This is a genomic window from Burkholderia sp. HI2714 (genome assembly GCF_002223085.1).
GTDB lineage: Bacteria > Pseudomonadota > Gammaproteobacteria > Burkholderiales > Burkholderiaceae > Burkholderia > Burkholderia lata_D.
In genome coordinates, this window is the sequence record NZ_NKFM01000053.1 from 78,206 (window position 1) to 102,437 (window position 24,232).

Here is a 24,232-nt window from a genome sequence, read left to right on the forward strand (position 1 = left end):
ATCAGTCGTCGCCGATCTCGTCGACGTCGAACGGGACGTCGAGCACCGACGCAATCTGGCGAAAGGCCTGGTTGAGCGAGCGGGAATGGCGGCTGGCACGGTTCACCCCGAGATCGAACCCGGTCGAATACGTGTTGTAATCGGTCCTGTGCTCCCGCTTCGGCACGTCGAACCAGAACGTCACCATGTAGTCGCCGTTCCAGCGAACCGGCATCACGTGCGTGAGTCGCAATCTCGTGATTGCGCCGTGGCGGAACCGGAAGCTGTCGTCACCGACGCGAAACCCCGACCACGCGCCGTCGTTCGACACGAACACGGTCAGCGTTTCGTCCGGCGGCGCGGCGGGCAAGCCGTCTGCCGGGGCGAGGTCGGCCGTCGACACCATCGCCGCGCCCGAACCGTCGCGCCCCGCCTCGACATCCACGTACGCTTCGATCGCCTGCTTCGCCTTGTCGTAGAAACGGCGCGTGACCTCGGGCCGCCCGGTGTCGGTAATCAGAACCAGTTGCTTGAATCGTGCCTGCTCGCCGTATCGAAGCGGCATATCAGGTGTGTCATCGGGCCCGTCAACCGGTTCGTCGTCCAGACTATCGGTCTGTACAGCCGGTGCGGTCACCACAGGCGGTTCAACACCCCCGCGCCGCCGTGTCACCCAATCCATTCCCAACGCCAACAGCACGGGCGGCGTCACCATCACGACGGCCACCGTCGCGAGCCCGGCGAGCACCCCGTAATGCGGCGCGACCCTCGATGCCGCATACGCGGCAGGAAACACAAGCAAAATCCACACGCTGCAACCCCGTTGTTCCTGTTTGCGATGTCTGGCACCGAACGGCTCGCCGCCTACGCGCCTTCCGTCTTCGTGCGGCGCGCCGGATGGCGATGCGCGGCAATGCGCAGCAGCTTCTGGAACGACGGGCATTCGAGATGGTTCGATGCCGGGCACACGGCCGCATGCCGCAACGCATCGCGTACGGCGCCGAGACGGCGAATCGTGCGGTCGAGTTCGTCGGCCTTGCCGTCGAGCTTCGCGCGATCGATCGCGGGCCGTCCGTCCGTGCCGACCATCGCGAGGATGTCGTCGAGCGAAAACCCGGCCTCGCGGCCCAGTGCGATCAGCGCCAGGCGCTCCAGCACCGACTCGTCGTATTGCCGCCGCAGCCCGTGGCGGCCGGTCGGGACGATCAGCCCTTTTTCCTCGTAGTAACGCAGCGTCGACGCGGGCAATCCCGAGCGTCGCGCCACCTCTGCAATGTCCAGCCGGCTCATGCTTGACCTCAAGTGAACTTGAAGTTGCAAGATAGTCGTTCGACGCCATCAAGACAAGCCCGGACTGCCATGAAACCGCTGAAACCATGCTGTATTCCGCTGCACCGCGCAGCCCTTTCCCTGCTCCGCGGAGGGTCGCGATGAGCCTGCCCGATGTCCTGCTCAACCTGTTGCTGATCGGCACGGGCGCCACGCTCGTGATGGATCTGTGGACGCTGTTCCAGCGGCGTGTATTCGGCATTCCGTCGCTCGACTACGCGCTGGTCGGCCGCTGGATCGGTCACATGATGCAAGGCCGGTTCCGGCACGTGTCAATCGGTGCCGCGGCGCCCGTGCCGGGCGAACGCGCGCTCGGCTGGATCGCGCATTATGCGATCGGCATCGCGTTCGCGGCGCTGCCCGTCGCGATCGCGGGCCCGCAATGGATCGGCACGCCGACCCCGCTCCCCGCGCTCGTCGCCGGCCTCGCCAGCGTGGTCGCGCCGTTCTTCGTGATGCAGCCTGCGTTCGGCTTCGGCATCGCGGCGTCGCGCACGCCGAACCCGGGCGTCGCGCGGCGGCGCAGTCTCATCACGCATCTGTCGTACGGGGTGGGGCTTTATCTGGCGGCGTTCATGCTCGCGGCGCTGGCCCGTTGAGCACATCGACTCGGCAGGACCGTAACGGGTAGCGTCGGCTCAACCGGGCCAACGTCGACACCCATGCACGCGCTTCGTCGAGCACGACGGGCGCATCGTCATGTGCCGGCCGGACGAAGGCCGCGCCGGGTACCGCGATGACAACGCCGCATGTCGGCATGCGGGCAAACGCAGTGTGGTTGCGCGTTGCCGCCCGGTGTTTTCAAGTCGCTCATCCGGCCCGCCCGCATGACGGGCCACATCACTCCCCGCCGCAATCGATCAGGTTGTGGCGCACGCGCCCGAGCAGCCGCACCAGCGTATCGCGCTCGTCGGGCGTGAAGCCGCGCAGCCCGTCGTCGGCGACGGTGTCACCCACTTCAAGCATCTGCGGAAAGATCTCGCGCGACTTGTCGGTCAGCCGGATCACGAATGCGCGGCGATCGTCGTCGTTCGCGATGCGCTCGATCCAGCCATAGCTTTCCATCCGGTCGAGCAGCCGCGTGAGCGAGATCGGCGCGATCTCGAGCCATTCGGCGAGGCGCGCCTGATTCATCTCGCCCTTCCACGTCAGGTACGCGAGCACGCGGCTTTGCGCCCGTGTCAGCCCGATCCGCTTCGCGCGCCGGTCGAACAGGCGTCCGTTCAGGCGGGCGACATCGGCGATCAGATAGCCGATCCGGTTCTCGTAAGTCTTGTCCATGCGGCGATTATAGGGGTCAAGCCGGCCCTGCCTCGGCGATAAGCGGATATATAATAAGCGTGCTTATAATTCCAGCCATACCGGATCGCCGCCCACGGCGACCGCCCCGTGGAGACACCCGCTTGAACCCCGCCGCCGACGCCCCCGCCTCGCCCGCCCTGAACCGGCCGATGCTGACCTTGTCGATCATGCTCGCCACGCTGATCCAGACCCTCGACAGCACGATCGCGAACGTCGCGCTGCCGCACATGCAGGGCACGCTGTCCGCGTCGCAGGACGAGATCACGTGGGTGCTGACCTCGTATATTGTCGCGGCGGCGATCGCGACGCCGCTCACCGGCTGGCTGTCCGACCGGCTCAGCGTGAAGCGGCTGCTGATCGTGTCGATCGCGGGCTTCACGGTCGCGTCGGCGCTGTGCGGGCTGTCCGAGACGCTCGTGCAGATCGTCGGCGCGCGTCTGCTGCAAGGCGTGTTCGGCGCCGCGCTGGTGCCGCTGTCGCAGTCGATCCTGCTCGACATCAATCCGCGCGAGAAACAAGGCCAGGCGATGGCGATCTGGGGAATGGGCGTGATGGTCGGCCCGATCCTCGGCCCGACGCTCGGCGGCTGGCTCACCGACAGCTACAACTGGCGCTGGGTGTTCTTCATCAACGTGCCGATCGGCGCGTTCGCGCTCGCCGGCGTGATGACCTTCCTGCCCGCACGCGCGCCGCGCCCGCACGTGAAGTTCGACGCATTCGGGTTCGCGACGCTGGCGCTCGCGATCGGCGCGTTCCAGGCGATGCTCGACCGCGGCGAACAGCTCGACTGGTTCGGCTCGTATGAGATCCGCATCGAGGCGATCGTCGCGGCGCTCAGCTTCGCGTTCTTCCTCGTGCATACGGCGACCGTCGGCAAGGCGTCGTTCTTCAAGTCGGAACTGCTGCGCGACCCGAACTTCGCCACGGGCACGCTGTTCATCTTCGTGGTCGGCGCGGTGCTGTACGCGACACGCGCGCTGCTGCCGCCGATGCTGCAGAACCTGATGGGCTACCCGGTCGCGACGACGGGCCTCGTCACCGCGCCAAGCGGCGCCGGCACGATGATCGCGATGCTGTTCGTCGGCAGGCTGCTGAAATACGTGGATGCGCGGATGCTGCTGCTTGCGGGACTGTCGATTTCCGCGCTCGCACTGTGGCAGATGATGCAGTACACGGTCGTGCTGTCCGAAGCGGACATCGTGTGGCCGGGCGTGGTGCAGGGCTTCGGGCTGGGGCTCGTGTTCGTGCCGCTGAGCGCGCTGTCGTTCTCGACGCTGCCGCCCGACCTGCGTGCGGACGGCACGGCCACCTACAGCCTGATGCGCAACATCGGCAGCAGTATCGGCATCTCGATCGTGCAGACGCTGATGACGCGCAACACACAGGTCGCCCATGCCGACCTCGCGACCCACATCACGCCGTTCAACCCGGCCGTGCAGGCGATGGCCGGCAGCCGCCTCGACATCGCGCTGCTCGACCGCACGATCAACCAGCAGGCGTCGATGATCGCGTACCTGAACGACTTCAAGCTGATGTTCGTCGCGACGCTGCTGATGATTCCGCTGTTGCTGCTGATCCGCCCGCCACAGAAAGCGGCGAGCGTGGAGATCGCGCACGCGGCGATGGATTGACGGGCGCACGCAGAGCGCGCGCCCGCTTCGCTCCGCGTCAGGCCTTCATCGTGCCCGTGCGCACATAGCGCTCGTGCCACGACAGCGCCTCGGCGAGCAGGTGCGGCGTGTGCTTGCCGAAGCTTTCGCGCGACGCGCGCTCGAAGTAATCCTCGAGCATCGGCCGGTAGTCGGGATGCGCGCAGGTCGCGATGATCTTGCGCGCGCGCTGCTTCGGCGACAGGCCGCGCAAGTCCGCGAGGCCCTGCTCGGTGACGACCACCGCGACGTCGTGCTCGGTGTGATCGACGTGGCTCGCCATCGGCACGATCCGCGAGATCGCACCGCCCTTCGCCGTGCTCGCCGACATGAAGCACGACAGGTAGCCGTTGCGCGCGAAGTCGCCCGAGCCGCCGATGCCGTTCTGGATCTTCGTGCCCATCACGTGCGTCGAGTTCACGTTGCCGTAGATGTCGGCCTCGATCATCCCGTTCATCGCGATGCAGCCGAGCCGGCGCACGAGTTCCGGATGGTTGCTGATCTCCTGCGGGCGCAGCACGATCTTCTCGCGGAACGTCGCGATTTCGTCGGCGAAGCGCTGCACGGCGGCCGGGCTCAGCGACAGCGCGGTGGCCGACGCGAAGTCCAGCGTGCCGTCCTGGAGCAGGTCGAGCATGCCGTCCTGGATCACTTCGGTGTACGCGGTCAGGTGCGAGAAGCCGGCCGAGCTGAGCTCCGCGAGCACCGCGTTCGTGATGTTGCCGACACCCGACTGCAGTGGCAGCAGGTTCTCCGGCAGGCGGCCGCGCTTCACTTCGTGACGCAGGAAGTCGATCAGTTGCAGCGCGATCTGCTTGGACGTCGCGTCCGGCGCGGAGAACGCGTTGCTGCGGTCCGGCGCGTCCGTCTCGACGATCGCGACGATCTTGTCGGCCGGGCAGCGCAGGTACGGCTCGCCGATCCGGTCGTCGCTCTTCGTCAGCGGAATCGGCTTGCGGTGCGGCGGCAGCGCGGTGCCGTAATAGACGTCGTGCATCCCGTCGAGGCCGAGCGGCTGGCGCGAGTTGACCTCGAGGATCACGTGCTTCGCGCGTTCGAGCCAGGTCTTGTTGTTGCCGATCGACGCGGACGGAATCAGCAGCCCGTCCTCGCGGATGCCCGCGACTTCGACGATCGCGACATCGAGATCGCCGTACAGCCCGAACCATGCGTACTGCGCGACGTGGCTCAGGTGGACGTCCTGGTAGTCGACTTCGCCGCCGTTGATCTTGTCGCGCAACGTCGGGTCGGACTGGTACGGCAGGCGCATCGAGATGCCGTTGGTGCGGGCGAGCGCGCCGTCGAGTTCCGGCGCGGTCGACGCGCCCGTCAGCACGTTGATCCGGAAGTCCTCGCCGCGCGTGTGCGCCGCGTCGATGTGGGCGGCAAGCGCGGCCGGCACGGCCTTCGGATAGCCGGAGCCCGTGAAGCCGCTCATGGCGACGGTCATGCCGGGACGGATCAGCGCGGCGGCTTCGTCGGCGGTGCGGACGAGCGAACGCAGGGCGGGAGCGAGGATGCGTGATGAAGACATGGCTGGTTTCTGACGCTTGGGTCTGTCGTTGACGTCGCGGGGGGTGTCTCCTGAGCGACATGAAGCCCTTGGGGCCGCGAGGGGCGGCCGGCACCACAGGCACGGTCGGAGTATCGCAGAGGCAATCGCCGCGAAATGTCCGCTAAATGCAAAAGATCCTTGCCGGATTTGCCGGGTATCGAACGACCGTTCTGTGACAGGCGCACCGTTTAAATCGGATGCGCACGAAAGGTGCGCGAAAGCATCGGACAGAAAGACGGTCACCGATCGACAACTCACGCGCATCAATCGACGAATTTCAACGGCAATTGATCGCCTGCGGATCGGCAATGATCGACGCCCGTCCGGCGCGGCCAATTGTCACCCGATGCGGCTTGTCCCGACCTGACGCACGTCAAGCTCGCACGCGCCGCGCGACGCGCATCGGGAAGCGCGAAAAGCACCGCCACACAGGCCTGTGAGGCCCGTCCGTCCTTGACAGCCGCGCGACGCGAACCACACTGGAATACGGATGCCGCAGCCCCGTTTGGCCGCCCTTTCGCGCACGCGCATTTCGGCCGGCCGATCGCCGCAAGACGCGGTAACACTCCCTCATGTCAGGACATTGATCGAATAAAAAGCAACAAATTACAATTCCGTATATATTTCGCCGATGGACCAAAGAAAAACCGCCACACGTTCCGAACCGCCCCTGCCACGCACCTGGGATGCGCGGCTGGCGCGCTCGCTTGTCCGACCGCTCGTCGACACGCCCGTCACCCCGAATCACCTCACTACCGTTCGCCTGCTGATCGGCCTCGCCGGCGCCTGGTGCCTCGCGCACGGCGGCTTCGGCTGGAGCAATGCAGGCGCGTTCCTGATCGTGCTGTCGAACTTCGTCGACCACACCGATGGCGAGCTCGCACGCATCAGCGGGAAATCCAGCAAGATCGGTCATTTTTACGACCTCGCGGCAGACGCGCTCGTCACGGTCGCGCTGTTCGTCAGCATGGGTGTCGGCATCGTCGCCCAGGGCGGCCAGATGGCCGCGTCGCCGGTGCTGCTCGGCGCGGTGGCCGGCGCGGCCGTCGCGCTGATCTTCTTCCTGCGCATGCGGATCGAATCGTTCGCCGGCAAGGCCGGCACCAAGCAGGCATTCGCCGGCGGCTTCGAGACCGAAGACGTGCTGTACCTGCTGCCGCTCGTGACGCTGTTCGACGGCGTCGAGCCGTTCCTGCTCGCGGCGTCGATCGGCGCCCCGCTGTTCGCCGCGTGGGTCGTGTTCGACTGGTGGCGCATCGTCCGGCGCGGCAACCTCCCGCAGAACCCGGCCGCTGCGCAGAACCCAACCGAAATCCAGGCTTCCAAATGACTCCTAGCACGCGCGACGACTCCGTGCTGAGCCCGGCACGCCCCGCGCCCGTGCGCGCGGCCGCAGCCGACCCCGATCGCACCGTGGCCGACCGCGTCGGCCAGCTCGACCTCGACCGCCTGCGCGGCGACTACACGCGCCAGGGCTCGTTCCTTTATCTCGACACCTTCCTGCCGGCCGACGCGCACGCGAAGCTGGCCGACGCCGCCCGCGCGATGCAGGCCGGCCTGAACCGCAATTACCTGCCCGGCCACAAGCAGGGCGGCAGTGTGAGCCGTCATACGATCGACGAGCAGGCGCCGTACATCGCCGAACTGTATCGCTCGAAGGCGCTGATCTCGTTCCTCGAGAAAGTCACGGGCGACAAGCTGATGCTGTCGCCGGACGACGATCCGCACGCGTACGCGCTGTATTACTACACGAAGCCCGGCGACCACATCGGCTGGCACTACGACACGTCGTACTACGACGGCCGCCGCTACACGCTGCTGATCGGCGTGATCGATGAATCGTCGTGCCGGCTCGACTACGAGCTGCACACGCGCAATCCGGACGTGGCCGACGAACCGGGCTCCGTCCAGATCGCGGACGGCGGCATCGTGCTGTTCGACGGCGACAAGCTGCGCCACCGCATCACGCCGCTCGGCCAGAACGAGATGCGTGTGTCGCTCACCTTCGAATACGTGACAAACCCCGGCATGCGGCCGTGGAAGCGCTTCATCTCGAACATGAAGGACGCGATCGCGTATTTCGGTTTCCGCCAGGTGTTCAAGCAACTGGCGACGCGACGCACGAGCGGGTCATGACACGCGCGGGCCTCATCCTGTTGTCCCTCGGGACCGCACTCTTCATCGCACTGCTGGCCTGGCAGGGCGTCGGCGCCGTGGCGTCCACGTTCCTCGCGGCCGGCTGGGGGCTCGCGCTCGTCGCGGCGTTCCACGTCGTGCCGCTCGCGATCGACGCGGTCGCGATCTCCGTGATGTTCCGCCGCGGCCAGCCGGGCGCCGAGCTCGGCAATGCGCTGCGCGCGCGCTGGGTCGGCGAATCGGTGAACAGCCTGCTGCCTGCCGGGCAGATCGGCGGCCCCGTGCTGATGGTGCGCCACCTCGCGCAGCGCGGCACGCGAATGGCCGACGCGGCGGCAGCCGTCACGGTCAGCACGACGATGCAGGCGCTCGCGCAGATGGCGTTCGCGCTGATCGGCATCGCCGCGTTCAGCCTGTATGCGACGCACGAATCGGTCGCGTATCTGCGCACGCCCGCGCTGATCGCCACCGGCGTGCTCGGCGCCCTCGCCATCGCGTTCTATGCGGCGCAGCGGCGCGGACTGTTCGGCCGCGGCCTGCGCCTCGCGTCGAAGCTGCTCGGCCCGCGCGACTGGTCGTCGCTGGCCACGCGTGCCGATGCGATCGACGATGCGGTCGGCGCGCTGTACCGCGATCGTGCGAAGGTCGCGAAGACGTTCGCATTGAGTCTCGTCGGCTGGATCGTCGGCACCGCGGAAGTGTGGCTCGCGCTGCACTTCCTCGGGCATCCGGTGAGCTGGCTCGACGCGCTGCTGCTCGAGAGTGTCGGCCAGGCCATTCGTGGCGCGGCCTTCGCGATCCCGGGCTCGCTCGGCGCGCAGGAAGGCGGCTACCTGCTCCTCGCGCCGCTGGTCGGACTACCGCCCGACGCGGCGCTCGCGCTGTCGCTTGCGAAACGCGCGCGCGAACTCGCGCTCGGCCTGCCCGGCCTGCTCTATCTGCATTTCAGTGAAAGAAACTGGCAGCGGCGCCGTGCGCCGCAGCCGCTCGCCGACTGATCGTTCAGATCCGCCGGCTTTTTGGTTGGAGAACCCATGCGAGCCATCATTCTTGCGGCAGGCCTCGGCTTGCGCCTGCAACAACCGCCCGAGGCGCAGTTCCCGAAGTGCCTGCTGCGCTTCGACGACGTGTCGCTGCTCGAGCGCCATCTGCGCGTACTCGATGCCGCGGGCGTCGACGAGATCGTGCTTGGGCTCGGCTTCCAGCACGAGAAGGTCGAGCAGGAATTGAAGCGCCTCGGCCGCCAGGCCGAGATCGTGATCAACGACCGCTACGACCTCGGCAGCGTGCTGACCGTGCATACCGTCGCCGATGCGATGACGCGCGGCGGCGACGTGCTGCTGATGGACGCCGACGTGCTGTATGACGAGAACATCCTGCACGCGCTGGTGGCCGATTCCGACAAGGCGGTCGACCGCCTGCTGATCGATCGCGACTTCGAAGCCGGCGACGAGCCCGTCAAGCTGTGCCTGAAGAACGGCGTGCCGGTCGAGCTGCGCAAGCAGCTCGCGGTCGACCTCGACTACGACACGATCGGCGAATCGGTCGGCTTCTTCCGCTTCACGGAAGGCACCGCGCGCCGCCTCGCGACGATCGTCGCGGGCTACATCGACAGCGGCCGCGCGAACATGCCGCACGAAGAAGCCGTGCGCGACCTGCTGCTCGAAGGCGGTCACTCGTTCGACGTCGCCGACGTCACCGGCTCGCCGTGGATCGAGATCGACTTCCCGAACGACGTCGCTCGCGCCACGCAAGAAATCCTCCCCCTGATTCAACGCACCACCGCAGGAGTCGCACGATGAACGCACGCGAACCCAACTTCACCGAATCGCGCAGCGCACGCCTGCGCCGCATGCTCGTCAGCAGCGACCTCGAATTCCTGATGGAAGCGCACAACGGCCTGTCCGCGCGGATCGTCCGCGAGGCCGGCTTCAAGGGGATCTGGGCATCGGGCCTGGCGATCTCCGCGCAGTTCGGCGTGCGTGACAACAACGAGGCGAGCTGGACCCAGGTCGTCGACGTGCTCGAATTCATGGCCGACGCGAGCGACCTGCCGATCCTGCTCGACGGCGACACCGGCTACGGCAACTTCAACAACGTGCGCCGCCTCGTGAAGAAGCTCGAGCAGCGCGGCATCGCCGGCGTCTGTATCGAGGACAAGCAGTTCCCGAAGACCAACAGCTTCATCGGCGGCGAGCGCCAGCCGCTCGCGGAAATCGACGAGTTCTGCGGCAAGATCAAGGCCGGCAAGGATTCGCAGACCGATCCCGACTTCTCGATCGTCGCGCGTGTCGAGGCGCTGATCGCCGGCTGGGGGATGGACGAGGCGCTGCGCCGCGCGAACGCATATGCGGAAGCCGGTGCGGACGCGATCCTGATCCACAGCAAGCTGTCGCGTCCGGACGAGATCCTGCAGTTCGCGCGCGAATGGAGCGGCAAGGCGCCGCTCGTGATCGTGCCGACCAAGTACTACAGCACGCCGACCGACGTGTTCCGCCAGGCCGGCATCAGCACCGTGATCTGGGCGAACCATCTGATCCGCGCGTCGGCCTCCGCGATGCAGGCGACCGCACGCGAGATCCACGAGAGCGAAACGCTGATCAACGTCGAAGACCGCGTTGCATCGGTCAACGAGATCTTCCGCCTGCAGGACGCCGACGAGTACTCGGCGGCCGAGCGTATCTACCTGTCGTCGTCGTCGCGCGCGTCGAACGCGGCGATCGTGCTCGCCGCGAGCCGCGGCAAGGGCCTCGAAGCCGTGACCGAAGACAAGCCGAAGGTCATGCTGCCGGTCGCCGGCAAGCCGCTGCTGCGCTGGCTCGTCGACGGCTTCAAGACGCACGGCGTGAACGACATCACCGTGGTCGGCGGCTATCGCGCCGACGCGATCGACACGTCGGGCATCAAGCTCGTCGTTAACGAGCGCCATGCACAGACGGGCGAACTCGCGTCGCTCGCCTGCGCGGCCGACCGCCTGACCGGCGACACCGTGATCTCGTACGGCGACCTGCTGTTCCGCAGCTACATCGTGCGCGACCTCGCGGAGAGCGAGGCCGAATTCAGCGTGGTGGTCGATTCGTCGCTCACCGAGACCAACCAGAGCGTGCGCGACTTCGCGCTCTGCTCGGCAGCGGACGATCGCGGCCTGTTCGGCCAGAAGACGTACCTGCAACGCGTCTCGAGCGACGTCGCCGCAGGCACGCCGCACGGCCGCTGGATCGGCCTGCTGAACGTGCGCGGCGCCGGTGTCGACCGCCTGAAGGCGACGCTCGCGACGCTGCAGGCGCGTCCCGATTTCGACACGCTCGACATCCCGTCGCTCCTCAACGAACTGATCGCCGCCGGCGAGAAGATCGAGGTGCAGTACGTGCACGGCCACTGGCGCGGCGTCAACGACCTCGAAGACTTCCGCCGCGCGGGCGACTTCGCGCACGGCCAGACGCCGCTGTCCGAACCGGGTGCCGGCAACGGGGGCGCGCAATGATCGAAGCGGCCCAGTTCGTCGAGGCCGCGCGCGAGCGCGGTTTCGACTGGTACGCGGGCGTGCCCTGCTCGTACCTGACGCCGTTCATCAATTACGTGCTGCAGGACCCGTCGCTGAATTACGTGTCGGCCGCGAACGAAGGCGACGCGGTCGCGCTGATCGCGGGCGCGACGCTCGGCGGCAAGCGCGGGATCGCGATGATGCAGAACTCGGGGCTCGGCAACGCGGTGAGCCCGCTCACGTCGCTCACGTGGACGTTCCGCCTGCCGCAACTGCTGATCGTCACGTGGCGCGGCCAGCCGGGCGTGGCCGACGAGCCGCAGCACGCGCTGATGGGCCCGATCACGCCCGCGATGCTCGACACGATGGAGATCCCGTGGGAGACGTTCCCGACCGACCCCGAACAGGTCGGCCCGGCACTCGACCGCGCGATCGCGCACATGGACGCGACGGGCCGCCCGTACGCGCTCGTGATGGAGAAAGGCAGCGTCGCACCGTATGAGCTGAAGGCCAACCCGGCCGCGAAGCCGCGTGCGCATGTCGCCGCGCAAGCGTCGTCGCGCGCTGCGTCGGCCGAAGCGTGGCCGACGCGCCAGGACGCGCTGCAGCGCGTGATCGCGCATACGCCGGTCGATTCGACCGTCGTGCTCGCGTCGACCGGCTTCTGCGGCCGCGAACTCTATGCGATCGACGATCGCCCGAACCAGTTGTACATGGTCGGCTCGATGGGCTGCGTGACGCCGCTCGCGCTCGGCCTCGCGCTCGCGCGCCCCGACCTGCGCGTAGTCGCGGTCGACGGCGACGGCGCCGCGCTGATGCGCATGGGCGTGTTCGCGACGCTCGGCACCTACGGCCCCGCCAACCTCACGCACGTGCTGCTCGACAACGGCGCGCACGAATCGACGGGCGGCCAGGCCACGGTATCGCAGCATGTGTCGTTCGCGGGCGTGGCTGCCGCGTGCGGGTATGCGTCGGCGGTCGAAGGCGATACGCTCGACATGCTCGATACGGCACTGGCCGCGCCGGCCGACGGTACGCAGTTCGTGCGGCTCGCGATCCGCACCGGCGTGCCCGACGGCCTGCCCCGCCCGACCGTCACACCGGTCGAGGTCAAGACCCGTCTGATGCGGCACATCGGCGCCGCGCAGACCGAAGCCCACGTTGAAGGAGCCCATTGATGCTGCTGCTGAACCCCGGCCCGGTCACGCTCACCGAACGCGTGCGCCGCAGCCTGCTGCAACCCGATCTGTGCCATCGCGAAAGCGAATTCTTCGATCTGCAGGACGAGGCGCGTGCGCGTCTCGTCGCCGCGTATGAACTCGATCCGGCCGAGTGGACGGCCGTGCTGATGACCGGTTCGGGCACGGCCGCTGTCGAAAGCATGATCGCGGCGCTCGTGCCGAAGGACGGCAAGCTGCTCGTGATCGAGAACGGTGTGTATGGCGAGCGGATCACGCAGATCGCGACGCAGTACGGGATCGCGCATGACGTGCTGAAGCATGAGTGGATGCAGGCACCGGATCTCGTGCAGATTGGTGCGAAGCTCGATGCGGGCGGTTACTCGCACGTCGCCGTGATTCATCACGAAACGACGACGGGCCGGCTGAACGATCTCGGTGCGATCGCCGAGGTGTGCCGTGCGCGCGGCGTGAAAATGCTCGTCGACGGCGTCAGCAGCTTTGGTGCGGAAGCGATCGACTTCGCCGGCGGTGACATCGACGCCGTTGCCGCGACCGCGAACAAGTGCCTGCACGGCGTGCCGGGCGCAGCGTTCGTGATCGTGCGCCGCAGCGCGCTCGCGAAGGCCGCAAGCCGTACGTACTACCTCGACCTCGGCCGTCTCGCGAAGCTGCAGGACCAGCGCAATACGCCGTTCACGCCCTCCGTGCACGCGTATTACGCGCTTGTCGAGGCACTGCGCGAATTTGACGAAGCCGGCGGCTGGCGTGCGCGGCATGCGCATTACAAGGCGCTGGCTGATCAGGCGCAAGCCGGGCTTGCGGCGCGCGGGATGCCGCTGGTGTTGCCGGAAGGTGAATCGTCGGTTGTGCTGCGTGCGTATCGGTTGCCGCAAGGTGTGACGTACGAGACGCTGCATGACGGGCTGAAGGCGCGTGGCTTCGTGATCTACGCGGGGCAAGGCGGGTTGTCGAAGGAACTGTTCCGCATCTCGACGATGGGCGCGATTCAGGCGGCTGATGTCGAGCGGTTGCTGGAGGGGTTTACAGCGTTGACTCGGTAAACACCGCCGTCACATTCATTAACGAAAGGCCCGCAAGGGCCTTTTTTATTTTTTGTACGTTTTTCGGACACATAAGACGCATTGGCCGTGTTCAGCCACGAACGTCCTCTCGACGACGTCACTCCGATCATCGATAATTTTGCCTATCGCCCCTAGACAAACTATCGGTTACCCGCCTCTCATCTTCGAAGCGCACCCTCATACAGTCTGAATTTAAAAATCCACTCATCATTTTTATGATTGAAATATATCGAAATTTTCTATTTCACGATATTTACAAATTCGCCTCACTAGTGGAAGAATGCATTGGAGACCCTCAGATGTTCTTCGAACTTGGGATAGAAAAAGATGAAACCCTTGTCAATCGCATCATTAAACCCCACAAGCTTACGCTTCTTCATGAATACATATTCGCGATGATTCGCACGTGGCAGTCGCGAGACTATAGGAAAAATCCAGACGCACATGAACAAAACGAGGCACAGCGGTTAGCACCCATTTTTTCCGAATACCGGATTCCACTAACCACATTTCCCACCGATGACACTTTCAGTGAAAGCGAAGATGAATTTTACAATTGGTTTGTGGAAAATGAGGATTCTTTCGAGCGATACTGGACCATTGTGACTGACGAAATATTTCACATCACATTCTCGAACCGTCGATTTCTGGAAAGATTCGGAGCCTCCCTTGCTGAATATATTAGGCTGAAGTTACCCCGAAACTCGACAGCCTACACATTAATTGGCGAGAAAGTCGCTCGACCACACAGATATCCTTCATGGCTTAAAAAAGCGATTTTCTATCGTGATCATGGGCGCTGCGTCTTTTGCATGTGCGATCTCAGCGGGCTTGTAGCGACCGACCGACGCCTGCACTTGGACCATATTGTCCCATTGAATCAAGGGGGTAGCAATGATCCGTCTAACTTCCAACTACTATGTGCCGCATGCAATATCAAAAAATCGGATGGACGCCCGAGAGCCGGAACTTTGTATGTTCCGTGGTGGGAATATTGATCATATCCGCCGCATTAGCCGCAGCCCTTCCCGTGTTCCCATGACAGACACTCGACGACGGAAGCGGCAGTAGGAGGGTCGTCAGTCGCAACGAACTCTGCCGTCGCCCCCCTCCTCAGCGAACGGTGGTCAATGCGAATCGCATGCGCGCACGTTAGGCTAGGAGTATACGTTCGACCATAGCCTTGGCAATCTCACGCGAACTCGAGCACCTAAAATTGACCCAAACTACGATGTTTCTTCAGCTTAAAGATCGCGACTGCCTTTGATCACGGCGGGAACAACCTTGTGACCTGGTAGACTCGCCCAAGAAGGACTTGTACCTGTCCAATTGGTCTAGCACGCTCCAAAGTCGGCGTCATTGCACTTGGAAGCGAGAGTTTCCGGTTCTTTTAATCAACTCGATCCTCAACTCTTTAACGCAGTCAAGATCAAGGTTAATCCCCCTTAATCTTGGGGAATTCTCCCCCCGAATAGTGACGCTCGAATCGACGAGTTTTCAAGTGAAGTGTCGGATTTAATCCCGTCGGACTTTAGGTGATGTTATGGCGGTCGGCGCCATCGATTTTTCCGACATCGATCGGATCAAGAAGTATCGAGCTCCCGGCGACACTGTTCGTGCGAAAATGCGCCTCAAGTTCATGATCAAGATGAAACTGACGCGCACAGTAAAATGCACTCCATTTATTTTCGCTTAACTCGAAAAGCGCACCATTCCAATCAATTTAAACTAAAAACTCCAAATAAGGAATGGCATTAACATAAAAAAGCCTTGCATTACACACCCTTTGTCTCAGCGCATGAGGAGACTTTATGCTAAAAAAATACAGATCTTGCGTAACAGCCATGCCGAATGCGGAATCCTACGTTGCGCCATAAATCCTTTTCCGCTTGCCGCGATGGAATATGTGGGTAACTAGGCAGTAGAGCAGCGTTTAAACAACTTTATTCAGCATCAAAGCAAAACTCAAATGTCCCTTCACTAAATCCAGGACTCGTACAAACTCCTTTTCGGCAGAGCTTACTGCCCTTAATAGGCCAACAATAAAATTCCGTGACTCATCGAAATCACACCATCGGCACTAAACCGTCGAACGGATCACACTTTATCAGTGAAATATCTGGCCAACCAGCCCGTACAAAGTCATGCTTTGAATCGGTAAGATGATCGCTTTGTGTCGGCCTCCGTCGAATGCAGCCGGTTCGATGTCAGCACCCGGCTTCGGGTCACCGTCGGGCTGCGGTCGGCCAGTTCCAGTTGTTCGCCTACGTCAACTGTTGGGTAGGCCAAGAATCCCGGTACCAATCGGTCAGATTCCGGCTACCGAAAACGCTTGATTTTCGGAGCGGCGCAGCAAGAATACAAGGAGAAACACGTGTCAGCCGTCAAGTTCCTGGACAAACTCGCATTCATCGTGTCAGTCTCGAGCGGTACCGTCGCAGCAGTTGCTGGTGGCTATTCCTGGACACGGACTGCCGTGGCGGCAGGTTGCATCGCTGCGGTGGCGCCGATCATCAACAGGTGGACAAGCGGTCAACTAGCCTTTGCGCCGCGCATGCTTTCACCCAGACAAGTAGCAGCGCTGCAAACTGAGCTTCGCAAAGGTCCTAGCTTTTCGCTCTGGCTCAACCACAACCGCGAAGAAGGCGAACCAGCAGCATTTCATGCGCAACTCTACGACGCCTTGAAGGCTGCGGGTCTGGACGTGCAGTGGTTCGGTGGATTGACGAACTCCATTACGGGCATCGAGGTAGGTGGCCCGGACATTCCAGAAAAGGTGCGGATTATGAATGCCTTGAGGTCCGCAAAGATCAAGTTCACCAACGTCCACTATACCGATGCGCCTGCGAGCGACCATAGTCCATTGAACACGGTCGGCGTTTCGATATCTATCGGCAAGCGCTTTTGATCCGATGCCATCTAAGCAAGGCTGTCGCAGAAAGACCGTTTTATGATTTCGCGCTCGGCGCGTGGAACGACACGATGGGTCGATACCCCGAAGTAGAGCCGCTCCTACCCTGAATGTCGGGTTTCACCCGTCCAATCTGCCTCGGTGAACGTCGGTTCAGAGTCGTTGGGCGACATTTGCGGAAGTCTGTAAAGAACATTTTTTCAACGTAACCATGAGAATCCTACGCTTCGCCCCGCTGCTGGCGCTCGCCGCCGCCCCCATCGTCCACGCCGCCAACAGCCAGGCTTGTAGCGACGAAACCGTCACAGCCATCGCCCGCTGGGCCGGCATCGCAAGCGCACGCATCGCCACGCGCGACGCGGATCGGCTCGTCGCCGCGTCGGCCTGCAAGGTCATGCCGAACGCGCCCGAAACGACGATCGCGGCCGTTGCGTTCGATTCGCTTCCCAAAAGCAAGAACCCCGACGAAAGCAGCAAGCTGCAAGTCGTCGCGCTCGTCGAAGGGGGCAAGGTCGTAGCGGCAGACCGTTCGGTGATTCAGGAAGATGCAGCGATACAGATCGGCGAAAACAGTTATCGCATCGATACTGCACCGTACCGGCTGTCGCCAGATGTACGGGCATTTGGCGTCGTGTTCAGCAGCACCGCGCACGGACCGAGCTGCCCGGATGCCTACATGGAGAACGAACTGACACTGTGGATTCGCGAAGGCGCCCGTATCCGCCCCGTGTTTGGTACCAATCTCAATGGCTGGGTCGCCACCACAGGCACCGCGTGCGGCCCCGATACCAGCGACCTGCGCAGCGAGTCCGCCCGCATGACGATTGCGGTCGAGAAGACGTCGCACAACGGCTTTGCGGACCTGTCGATTACGGCACACGTGATGAACGCGGAAAGCAACGACGACAAGCAACCGGACGCCGGAAAACGCACCGTGCGCACGGTCGTCAAATACGACGGCAAATCTTACGGGAGCGATATGTACCGGGACTTCTGGTATTCGCCTGCCTCGAAGAAGCGATTCAAATGACGGTGACGTGAAGCCGCGGTGAGTCTCCCTCGCCCGCCTACTCCGCCACCTTCGCTCCGATCGCCTCACCGGAAGCCGGCATCCGCAGCACATCGTCCCGCACACGCCGCGCCTCGCGCGCCGAATAGCGCTCCTTCAACCGCAGGAACGGTTTCTCGACCAGGAAGTAACTGGCCGTCGCGGCGATCAGCGCCCACACGATCCCGAGCGGAAACGCATGCGGAACCTGTAGATCCGGATTCGCAAACGGCTGCTGCCACAGATAAAGACTGAACGAGATCGTGCCGACGAATACGACCGGCCGCGCGCGCAACCACCGCGCACACCAGAACTCGTGACGGAAATTCAGCACGACGATCACGATCGCGATCAACGCGGCTTCGACCGTCACGCCGTAAGTCGCATTCCAGAACCCGCCGAGCCGATGTTCGGCGAGCGGCATGCCGATCAGCACGATGACGATGATCGCGGTCACGATGCGCGTCTCGCCGCGCCACGTACGAATCCAGGCTTCAAGCCGCTCGCGATTGAGCGACACATAACAGCCAATCAGGATCGGATCGACGCCCGTGTGCAACATCATCCCGAGCTGCCCGCGCAGCGCAGGCGCAACGAAATACGTCACGGCGCGCACCAGCGGCACGACCAGGATCAACACGGCCAGCCAGCGCGTGCCGCCGCGGCGCATCCCATACACGAACAGCAGCGGCCAGAACCAGTAGAACTGTTCCTCGAGCGCGAGCGACCAGAAATGGCCGAGATACCACGCGCCGTCCGGATGCAGCACGTTGTCGCCGGTCAGCCCGAACCACGCCGAGTAATTCCACAGGTGCAGCGCCGCATACAGCCACTGCCGGCGGTCGACGTCGAACCAGCCGGCGAAGGCCACGATCGCGACCGCCGCGAGATACACGTAGCAGGCCGGCCAGATCCGCAACGCGCGGCGCACATAGAACGACGTCAGCGCGATGCCGCCCGTGCGCGCGAACTCGGCGCGCAGCACGTTGGTGATCAGGAAACCGCTGAGAACGAAGAAGATCAGCACGCCAAGGCGCCCGTCCGCGATCAGCCGCAACGGCGCGTACCAGCCCGTGTAGCCGCCGGGCAGCACGTGCTCGGCGTGCCCGACCACCACCATCGCGACCGCGACGGCGCGCAACCCGGTCAACTGCGTGACGCGATGGTTCATCGGCTGGTTTCCGTTGGCACGGTGGATGGGCAGCACGCCGGCGCCCCCGCTTCGGCACGCCGATATGCCGCCGGGATTTTGTATGAAAAATATCGGAATGAAATTGCTTCAAAAATCTCCGGGCCGACACCCGCGGCCCCGCACGCCGGAACGAGCCGACACCGGGGGCGGCGAATGGGCATAATGACAAGCCTTGTCCGGCGGCGGCCGGTCCGATGCCAACACAACGATTTTTGCGGCGGCGCAATATCCGTAGCTCCCCGCCCGCACACCGGCCCGCGCGTCGTCCGCCTCCCGTCGACCCTTATCCGGAGCCTGCCTGTGTACCCACCGATCGAACCCTACGCCCACGGCCATCTCGACACCGGCGACGGCCACCGCATCTACTGGGAGCGCTGCGGCAACCCGGCCGGCAAGCCCGCCGTGTTCCTGCACGGCGGCCCCGGCGCCGGCTGCAGCCCCGACCATCGCCGCCTGTTCGATCCGGAGCGCTACGACATCCTGCTGTTCGACCAGCGCGGCTGCGGGCGCTCGACGCCGCATGCGAGCCTCGAGAACAACACGACGTGGCATCTGGTCGCCGATATCGAGCGCCTGCGCGAGATGGTCGGCGCCGAGCAATGGCTGGTGTTCGGCGGCTCGTGGGGCAGCGCGTTGTCGATCGCGTACGCGGAAACCCACCCCGAACGCGTGAGCGCGCTGATCGTGCGCGGCATCTTCACGATGCGTCGCGCGGAATTGCTGTGGTACTACCAGGAAGGCGCATCGTGGTTGTTCCCCGACCTGTGGGAAGACTTCGTCGCACCGATTCCGGAAGCCGAGCGCGGCGACCTGATGGCCGCCTACCATCGCCGGCTGACCGGCACCGACGAAGCCGCGAAGCTCGAAGCCGCACGCGCGTGGAGCATCTGGGAAGGCCGCACGATCACGCTGCTGCCCGACCCCAAACTCGCCGCGCACTTCGCCGAAGGTCACTACGCACTCGCGTTCGCGCGAATCGAGAACCACTACTTCGTGAACAAGGGCTTCGTCGAGGAAGGCCAACTGCTGCGTGACGCGCATCGCCTCGCCGGCATTCCGGGCGTGATCGTGCAGGGCCGCTATGACGTCGCGACACCCGCGCGCACCGCATGGGAATTGTCGAAGGCGTGGCCGGATGCCACGTTCGAGATCGTGCCCGGCGCCGGGCATGCGTACAACGAGCCGGGGATCCTGGAGGCGCTGATCGCGGCGACGGACCGGTTCGCCGCGTAATCGACGCTATGCAACGCGATGCGTGCGGCCGTGCCTGCCGGCACGCTCACGCACCGCCCCTGTCAAAGCGCCGCTTCGACGATCGCCTTGCCGCTGATCGCCCGCTCGACGAGCTGTTCGTCGCCGACCTTGCGGATCGCATCGTCGAGCAGACCTTCCGGCGCTTCGGTCGCCACCTTCAGCAAACCCGACAGGCCGCGCGCGTCGAGCACCACCAGCGTCTCCATCGAATCCGCGCGGCTCACGAGCACGCGGCGCCACGCCGGCCCCGCGCCGAAGCTCGCGCAGAGCGCAATCGTGTCGCTGCCGAGCGTGTAGTCGAATTGTTTGATCATGATCTGCCGCCGTTGCAAGGGAATGGCGCTGCGCGACGGTGCGGTGCCGTGACGTCGACGCACCCGCGCGTGCCGCCGGTGCCCCGGATCGAGTCCGATCCGTTCGCCGGCATGACCATGCTAGGCGTGCAGTATTAACGAAGACTTAAACGGCATTCCCGCGGGCGGGCGGCATGCGTCATGGCGCGTCGAGCGGCTCCACCGTCACGCCGACCTTCAGCTCCTGATCCGCGCCGCCGCCGCGAATCACGCCGCGCAGCGGCGTCACGTCCGCATAGTCGCGGCCGATCGACAGCATCACGTAGTCGTCGCCCGGCGCGCGATCGTTGGTCGGGTCGAGCTGCAGCCATCCGTTGTCCTCGGGCCACGCCGGGTCATACACCTCGACCCATGCATGCGACGCGTCGGCGCCGATCAGCCGCGGCTGCCCGGGCGGCGGCTGCGTGAGCAGGTAGCCGCTCACGTAACGCGCGGCCAGCCCGAGCGAGCGCAGCGCGCCGATCATCACGTGCGCGAAATCCTGGCACACGCCCGTGCGCAACCGCAGCGCATCGAGCGCCGACGTCGTGATGTCGGTGCTGTTCGGCGTATACGCAAAATCGGCATGCACGCGCCGCATCAGCTCCCACGCGGCCTGCACGAGCGGCCGTTGCGGCGTGAAGCTCGACGCCGCATACGCGGCGAGTTCGGGATCGCACGCAACATGCGGCGACGTGAACACGAATTCGCTCGCCGCGTCGTAAGGTTGCCCCGCGCGGAACCGCAAGCGGTCGCGCACCGCTTCCCACGCCATCGCCTGTTTCGCGTCGGGTTTCGCGATGGCGGGCGGCGGCTCGCCGCGCGCACCGCGTGACCACACCGGCGGCGTCACGCGTACCGTGCTGCGGCTACGCACGAGCAGCGCATCGTGCGGCTGGTTCAACGCAAACGACGCGCGCGCGTTGCCGAATGCGTCGATCTCGGTCCCGACCGATTCCGGCGCGGGATCGATGTCGAGCGCAAACGACAGCACCTGCTGGCGCGGCGTGACGAGCGGCTGCAGGCGTGCCTGGTGCTGCGCCGATTCGACGCGCGCCGCGTAACGGTATTCGGTGTCGTGCGTGACGCGCAGCAACCGGCCTGGCGCACCCGCAGCCGGCGCAGATACCGGTGCCGATGCGTTCCGCGTATGACCGGAACCGTGCGGCGCTTTCGCCGCGCCTTTCGTCGTCACCATAACGTCCTGCCCGCCTCGCGCACGTGGCTGAAATAGCGCTCGCCGATCCGGTTCGACAGTTCCCACACCGCCTTCACCGTCGTGTCGAGCGCCTCGAGCAGCTTGTCGTGCCGGCCGCCGTCGGCGGTCTCGCACAGCTCGTGCAGCGACCACGCGGGGACGTCGGGGATCGTCTCGGCCAGCTCGGACAGCGCATAGCCTTCGCTGCGCTCGACCTTCGTCAGCCGGCCGCGCAGCGCCTGCACGACCCAGCCGAGCGAGCGCGGATTGTCGGTATCGAGCACGACGAGCGACAGCAGCGGCGCGACGTCGAAGCCGCGCTGGAACCGCGAACGGAACGTGATCGTGCTGTCGAACAGTTCCAGCACGAGCTCGAAGCCGTCCTGCCGGTGCACCGCGCCTTCGTCGAAGGCGGCCTTCAGCACGCTGCACAGGAAGTCCAGCCGGTCGATCTGCCGGCCGATCGACAGCAGCCGCCAGCCGTCGTCGCGCGTCATGTTGTCGGTCTGCGCGCCCGTGATCGCGCCGAGCAGCAGGCCGAGGCGCTCCAGCAACTGCAGTGCCTCGTTGCCGATCTGCTCCTCGGCTTCCGGCTGGCCCGCGCTGTCCGCGAACAGTTGGGTCGCGTCGTCGATCAGCCGCCATTGATCGCTCGACAGTCGCTCGCGGATCGCCGCGGCCGCGCCACGCATCCCGAACAGGCAGGACGCAATGCCCGACGTGCGATCCGCGCCGCGCGTCAGCGACGTCGCGAGCGTGTGCTGGAACGCACGCGGCGCATCGACGGCGTTCGGCGCGTCGGCCGCGATCAGGCCCGTGTCGCGGCACAGCGTGTCGAGCAATTCCAGGTGCGCGGGGCTGTCGACGTCGTCCTCGCCGCGCAGCCGTTCGAGCGCCGCGCGCGCGAGGCGCATCAGGTTGGTTGCGCGTTCTGTATAACGGCCGAGCCAGAACAGGTTTTCAGCCGCGCGGCTCGCGATCGCGCGCGGGCGCTCGACGAGATCGTCGGGGCCGAGGTGCGTCTGCAGCAGCGTCGTCGAATCGACGATGCCTTCGGTCATCACCCACGTATCGACGGTGCTGCCGCCGCGCGGCATCGGCGCGTTGAACAGCGTGTCGCGCGTGCCGACCCGCGACAGCCCGCCGGGCAGGAGCCGCCAGCGCTGCGCACCGTCGGCGAGCGCGAACACGCGCAGCAGCACCGGCTTCGGCACGATGCGCGCGCCGCCGTTGCTGTCGGGCGCGTCGTGGCGCGGCCAGGTCGGCGCCTGCGACAGCGGCAGGTCGGCCTGCACCGTGTAGTGCTCGGGCCGCGCGAGAATCCGCGCGCGCCATTCCGCCAGTTGCGCCTGCGTGAGCCGCGCGCCGATCACCGGCTCGAATGCGCCGCCTTCCTGCACTTCGGGTGGATAGGATGCCTTGACGATGCCGCGCGCGAGCTGCGGCAGCGCGTCGTCGCAAGCGGCCGCCTCGCCGCACCACCACGAATGCACGGCCGGCAGCGTCAGCGTTTCGCCGAGCAGCCCTTCCGCCAGGCGCGGCATGAAGCCGAGCATCGCCGGCGATTCGAGGAAGCCCGAGCCCGGCGCGTTCGCGAGCAGCACGTTGCCCGCGCGCACGGCCTGCAGCAGCCCCGGCACGCCGAGCATCGAATCGGGCCGCAGTTCGAGCGGATCGAGCCATGCATCGTCGACGCGCCGCAGGATGCCGTGCACCGGTTCGAGCCCGCTCAGCGTCTTCAGGAACACGCGGTTGTCGCGCGCGGTCAGGTCGCCGCCTTCGACGAGCGTGAGACCGAGATAGCGCGCGAGATACGCATGCTCGAAATAGGTCGCGCTGTGCGGCCCCGGTGTGAGCAGCACGATCCGCGAATTCTTCGCGGCGGGGCTGAGCGACTGCATGCTCTGCAGCAGCGCACGGTACGCGGAGGCAAGCCGCTGCACGCGCAGCCCGCGAAACCCGCGCGGAAAGAGCCGCGACACGATCAGCCGGTTTTCGAGCAGGTAGCCGAGCCCGGCTGCGCCCTGCGTGTGCTGCGCGACGATCCGCCATTGGCCGTCGGGGCCGCGCGCGAGATCGAACGCGACGACGTGCAGCCAGGTATCGCCCGGCACGCGTGCGCCGCGCATCGCGCGCAGGTAGCCGGGATGGCCGGTAACGAGCGCGGGCGGCAGCAGCCCGCGCTCGAGGATCGTCTGCGGCCCGTACAGGTCGGCCAGCGTCGCGTTGAGCAGCCGCACGCGCTGCAGCACGCCGCGCTCGATCCCGACCCAGTCCTCGGGCGTGACGATCAGCGGCAGCAGGTCGAGCGACCACGGGCCGACCGCGCCGTCGCCGGCGCGCTGCTCGTGCAACTGGTAGAACAGGCCGTTCTCGCGCATGCGCCGGTGCAGCGCGTCGGCGCGGCGGTCGAGGTCGGCCACGCCGTCGCTGCCGATCGACGTGAAGAAGCTGCGCCACGCAGGCGCAAGCGCAGGCGCGTGCAAGCTGGCCGCGCTGCCGCGCAGTTCGTCGTAGCGGCCGGCAACGGCCGGCGCCGCGAGCGCGGCGGCCAGTTCGGCGGCGTCCGGCTGCGCGCCGGTATCGAAAAGCGTGGGCAT

The 24,232-nt window shown here is 65.3% G+C and carries 21 protein-coding genes; 13 read left to right on the plus strand and 8 right to left on the minus strand.

From position 1 onward, the window contains the following. Position 1 precedes the first annotated feature (1 nt). Positions 2 to 727, minus strand: a complete 726-nt coding sequence (locus CFB82_RS27120) for a hypothetical protein (RefSeq protein ID WP_143750973.1) — start codon at positions 725 to 727, stop codon at positions 2 to 4. 116 nt (positions 728 to 843) lie between these two features. After that, a complete protein-coding gene (locus tag CFB82_RS27125) occupies positions 844 to 1,269 on the minus strand; it encodes a helix-turn-helix domain-containing protein (protein ID WP_089486019.1) in 426 nt (141 codons plus the stop codon). A gap of 140 nt (positions 1,270 to 1,409) precedes the next feature. Between CFB82_RS27125 and CFB82_RS27130 the strand changes: the two genes are divergently transcribed. Next, on the plus strand, positions 1,410 to 1,907 hold the full coding sequence (locus CFB82_RS27130) for a DUF2938 domain-containing protein (protein ID WP_089486020.1): 498 nt from the start codon (positions 1,410 to 1,412) through the stop codon (positions 1,905 to 1,907). 241 nt (positions 1,908 to 2,148) lie between these two features. On the opposite strand, the gene CFB82_RS27135 is transcribed toward CFB82_RS27130, so the two are convergent. Continuing rightward, positions 2,149 to 2,589, minus strand: a complete 441-nt coding sequence (locus CFB82_RS27135; RefSeq protein WP_047850156.1) for a MarR family winged helix-turn-helix transcriptional regulator — start codon at positions 2,587 to 2,589, stop codon at positions 2,149 to 2,151. Positions 2,590 to 2,711: 122 nt separating this feature from the next. On the opposite strand from CFB82_RS27135, the gene CFB82_RS27140 reads away from it, so the two are divergent. After that, positions 2,712 to 4,241 carry a DHA2 family efflux MFS transporter permease subunit gene (locus tag CFB82_RS27140; protein ID WP_069251324.1) on the plus strand — a complete coding sequence of 510 codons (1,530 nt, stop codon included), beginning with the start codon at positions 2,712 to 2,714 and terminating at the stop codon, positions 4,239 to 4,241. 37 nt (positions 4,242 to 4,278) lie between these two features. Here the strand turns inward: CFB82_RS27140 and CFB82_RS27145 are convergent, their stop codons facing one another. Then, positions 4,279 to 5,793: an acetyl-CoA hydrolase/transferase family protein gene (locus tag CFB82_RS27145; RefSeq protein ID WP_089486021.1), complete on the minus strand. Its 1,515-nt coding sequence runs from the start codon at positions 5,791 to 5,793 to the stop codon at positions 4,279 to 4,281. Positions 5,794 to 6,445: 652 nt separating this feature from the next. Between CFB82_RS27145 and CFB82_RS27150 the strand changes: the two genes are divergently transcribed. From CFB82_RS27150 to CFB82_RS27200, 10 genes are all read left to right on the plus strand, one after another. Further along, complete coding sequence (locus CFB82_RS27150) at positions 6,446 to 7,144, plus strand: CDP-alcohol phosphatidyltransferase family protein (RefSeq protein ID WP_089442772.1); 699 nt, start codon at positions 6,446 to 6,448, stop codon at positions 7,142 to 7,144. Next, positions 7,141 to 7,950 (plus strand): HalD/BesD family halogenase, encoded by an 810-nt coding sequence (locus tag CFB82_RS27155; RefSeq protein ID WP_069251321.1) that lies wholly within the window; start codon positions 7,141 to 7,143, stop codon positions 7,948 to 7,950. Before CFB82_RS27150 ends, CFB82_RS27155 begins: the two co-directional genes overlap by 4 nt. Next, complete coding sequence (locus CFB82_RS27160; RefSeq protein WP_069251320.1) at positions 7,947 to 8,948, plus strand: HpnL family protein; 1,002 nt, start codon at positions 7,947 to 7,949, stop codon at positions 8,946 to 8,948. Before CFB82_RS27155 ends, CFB82_RS27160 begins: the two co-directional genes overlap by 4 nt. Before the next feature lie 36 nt (positions 8,949 to 8,984). Further along, positions 8,985 to 9,752 carry a phosphocholine cytidylyltransferase family protein gene (locus CFB82_RS27165; protein WP_089486022.1) on the plus strand — a complete coding sequence of 256 codons (768 nt, stop codon included), beginning with the start codon at positions 8,985 to 8,987 and terminating at the stop codon, positions 9,750 to 9,752. Next, positions 9,749 to 11,434, plus strand: a complete 1,686-nt coding sequence (gene aepX / locus CFB82_RS27170) for a phosphoenolpyruvate mutase (protein ID WP_069251318.1) — start codon at positions 9,749 to 9,751, stop codon at positions 11,432 to 11,434. Before CFB82_RS27165 ends, aepX begins: the two co-directional genes overlap by 4 nt. After that, positions 11,431 to 12,612: a phosphonopyruvate decarboxylase gene (gene aepY / locus CFB82_RS27175; protein WP_089486023.1), complete on the plus strand. Its 1,182-nt coding sequence runs from the start codon at positions 11,431 to 11,433 to the stop codon at positions 12,610 to 12,612. The genes aepX and aepY overlap by 4 nt, the downstream gene beginning before the upstream one ends. Further along, the gene (locus tag CFB82_RS27180) at positions 12,612 to 13,676 is read left to right on the plus strand and encodes a 2-aminoethylphosphonate aminotransferase (protein WP_089486024.1); all 1,065 of its coding nucleotides are present in this window, start codon (positions 12,612 to 12,614) and stop codon (positions 13,674 to 13,676) included. Before aepY ends, CFB82_RS27180 begins: the two co-directional genes overlap by 1 nt. A gap of 320 nt (positions 13,677 to 13,996) precedes the next feature. Then, the gene (locus CFB82_RS27185) at positions 13,997 to 14,695 is read left to right on the plus strand and encodes an HNH endonuclease (protein WP_179255459.1); all 699 of its coding nucleotides are present in this window, start codon (positions 13,997 to 13,999) and stop codon (positions 14,693 to 14,695) included. Between the two features lie 1,376 nt (positions 14,696 to 16,071). Next, entirely contained in the window at positions 16,072 to 16,605 is a 534-nt protein-coding gene (locus CFB82_RS27195) for a hypothetical protein (RefSeq protein WP_143750974.1), read from the plus strand. Positions 16,606 to 16,819: 214 nt separating this feature from the next. Next, positions 16,820 to 17,638: a multidrug ABC transporter ATPase gene (locus tag CFB82_RS27200; protein ID WP_089486027.1), complete on the plus strand. Its 819-nt coding sequence runs from the start codon at positions 16,820 to 16,822 to the stop codon at positions 17,636 to 17,638. Positions 17,639 to 17,675: 37 nt separating this feature from the next. On the opposite strand, the gene CFB82_RS27205 is transcribed toward CFB82_RS27200, so the two are convergent. Further along, positions 17,676 to 18,827: an acyltransferase family protein gene (locus tag CFB82_RS27205; RefSeq protein WP_089486028.1), complete on the minus strand. Its 1,152-nt coding sequence runs from the start codon at positions 18,825 to 18,827 to the stop codon at positions 17,676 to 17,678. 321 nt (positions 18,828 to 19,148) lie between these two features. Between CFB82_RS27205 and pip the strand changes: the two genes are divergently transcribed. Beyond that, the gene (gene pip / locus CFB82_RS27210; protein ID WP_089486029.1) at positions 19,149 to 20,081 is read left to right on the plus strand and encodes a prolyl aminopeptidase; all 933 of its coding nucleotides are present in this window, start codon (positions 19,149 to 19,151) and stop codon (positions 20,079 to 20,081) included. Positions 20,082 to 20,143: 62 nt separating this feature from the next. Here pip and CFB82_RS27215 read toward each other — a convergent pair whose 3' ends face one another. From CFB82_RS27215 to CFB82_RS27225, 3 genes are all read right to left on the minus strand, one after another. Next, positions 20,144 to 20,416, minus strand: a complete 273-nt coding sequence (locus CFB82_RS27215; protein WP_046547562.1) for a hypothetical protein — start codon at positions 20,414 to 20,416, stop codon at positions 20,144 to 20,146. Positions 20,417 to 20,594: 178 nt separating this feature from the next. Then, entirely contained in the window at positions 20,595 to 21,632 is a 1,038-nt protein-coding gene (locus CFB82_RS44705) for a transglutaminase family protein (RefSeq protein WP_089486030.1), read from the minus strand. After that, a complete protein-coding gene (locus CFB82_RS27225; protein WP_089486293.1) occupies positions 21,626 to 24,232 on the minus strand; it encodes a circularly permuted type 2 ATP-grasp protein in 2,607 nt (868 codons plus the stop codon). The genes CFB82_RS44705 and CFB82_RS27225 overlap by 7 nt, the downstream gene beginning before the upstream one ends.

Bases quoted from the DNA above. Each gene is read 5' to 3' on its own strand.
- CFB82_RS27125 (WP_089486019.1), bottom strand. From the start codon at position 1,269: ATGAGCCGGCTGGACATTGCAGAGGTGGCGCGACGCTCGGGATTGCCC.
- CFB82_RS27130 (WP_089486020.1), top strand. From the start codon at position 1,410: ATGAGCCTGCCCGATGTCCTGCTCAACCTGTTGCTGATCGGCACGGGC.
- CFB82_RS27135 (WP_047850156.1), bottom strand. From the start codon at position 2,589: ATGGACAAGACTTACGAGAACCGGATCGGCTATCTGATCGCCGATGTC.
- CFB82_RS27145 (WP_089486021.1), bottom strand. From the start codon at position 5,793: ATGTCTTCATCACGCATCCTCGCTCCCGCCCTGCGTTCGCTCGTCCGC.
- CFB82_RS27150 (WP_089442772.1), top strand. From the start codon at position 6,446: ATGGACCAAAGAAAAACCGCCACACGTTCCGAACCGCCCCTGCCACGC.
- CFB82_RS27155 (WP_069251321.1), top strand. From the start codon at position 7,141: ATGACTCCTAGCACGCGCGACGACTCCGTGCTGAGCCCGGCACGCCCC.
- CFB82_RS27160 (WP_069251320.1), top strand. From the start codon at position 7,947: ATGACACGCGCGGGCCTCATCCTGTTGTCCCTCGGGACCGCACTCTTC.
- CFB82_RS27165 (WP_089486022.1), top strand. From the start codon at position 8,985: ATGCGAGCCATCATTCTTGCGGCAGGCCTCGGCTTGCGCCTGCAACAA.
- aepX (WP_069251318.1), top strand. From the start codon at position 9,749: ATGAACGCACGCGAACCCAACTTCACCGAATCGCGCAGCGCACGCCTG.
- aepY (WP_089486023.1), top strand. From the start codon at position 11,431: ATGATCGAAGCGGCCCAGTTCGTCGAGGCCGCGCGCGAGCGCGGTTTC.
- CFB82_RS27180 (WP_089486024.1), top strand. From the start codon at position 12,612: ATGCTGCTGCTGAACCCCGGCCCGGTCACGCTCACCGAACGCGTGCGC.
- CFB82_RS27185 (WP_179255459.1), top strand. From the start codon at position 13,997: ATGTTCTTCGAACTTGGGATAGAAAAAGATGAAACCCTTGTCAATCGC.
- CFB82_RS27200 (WP_089486027.1), top strand. From the start codon at position 16,820: ATGAGAATCCTACGCTTCGCCCCGCTGCTGGCGCTCGCCGCCGCCCCC.
- CFB82_RS27205 (WP_089486028.1), bottom strand. From the start codon at position 18,827: ATGAACCATCGCGTCACGCAGTTGACCGGGTTGCGCGCCGTCGCGGTC.
- CFB82_RS27215 (WP_046547562.1), bottom strand. From the start codon at position 20,416: ATGATCAAACAATTCGACTACACGCTCGGCAGCGACACGATTGCGCTC.
- CFB82_RS44705 (WP_089486030.1), bottom strand. From the start codon at position 21,632: ATGGTGACGACGAAAGGCGCGGCGAAAGCGCCGCACGGTTCCGGTCAT.
- CFB82_RS27225 (WP_089486293.1), bottom strand. From the start codon at position 24,232: ATGCCCACGCTTTTCGATACCGGCGCGCAGCCGGACGCCGCCGAACTG.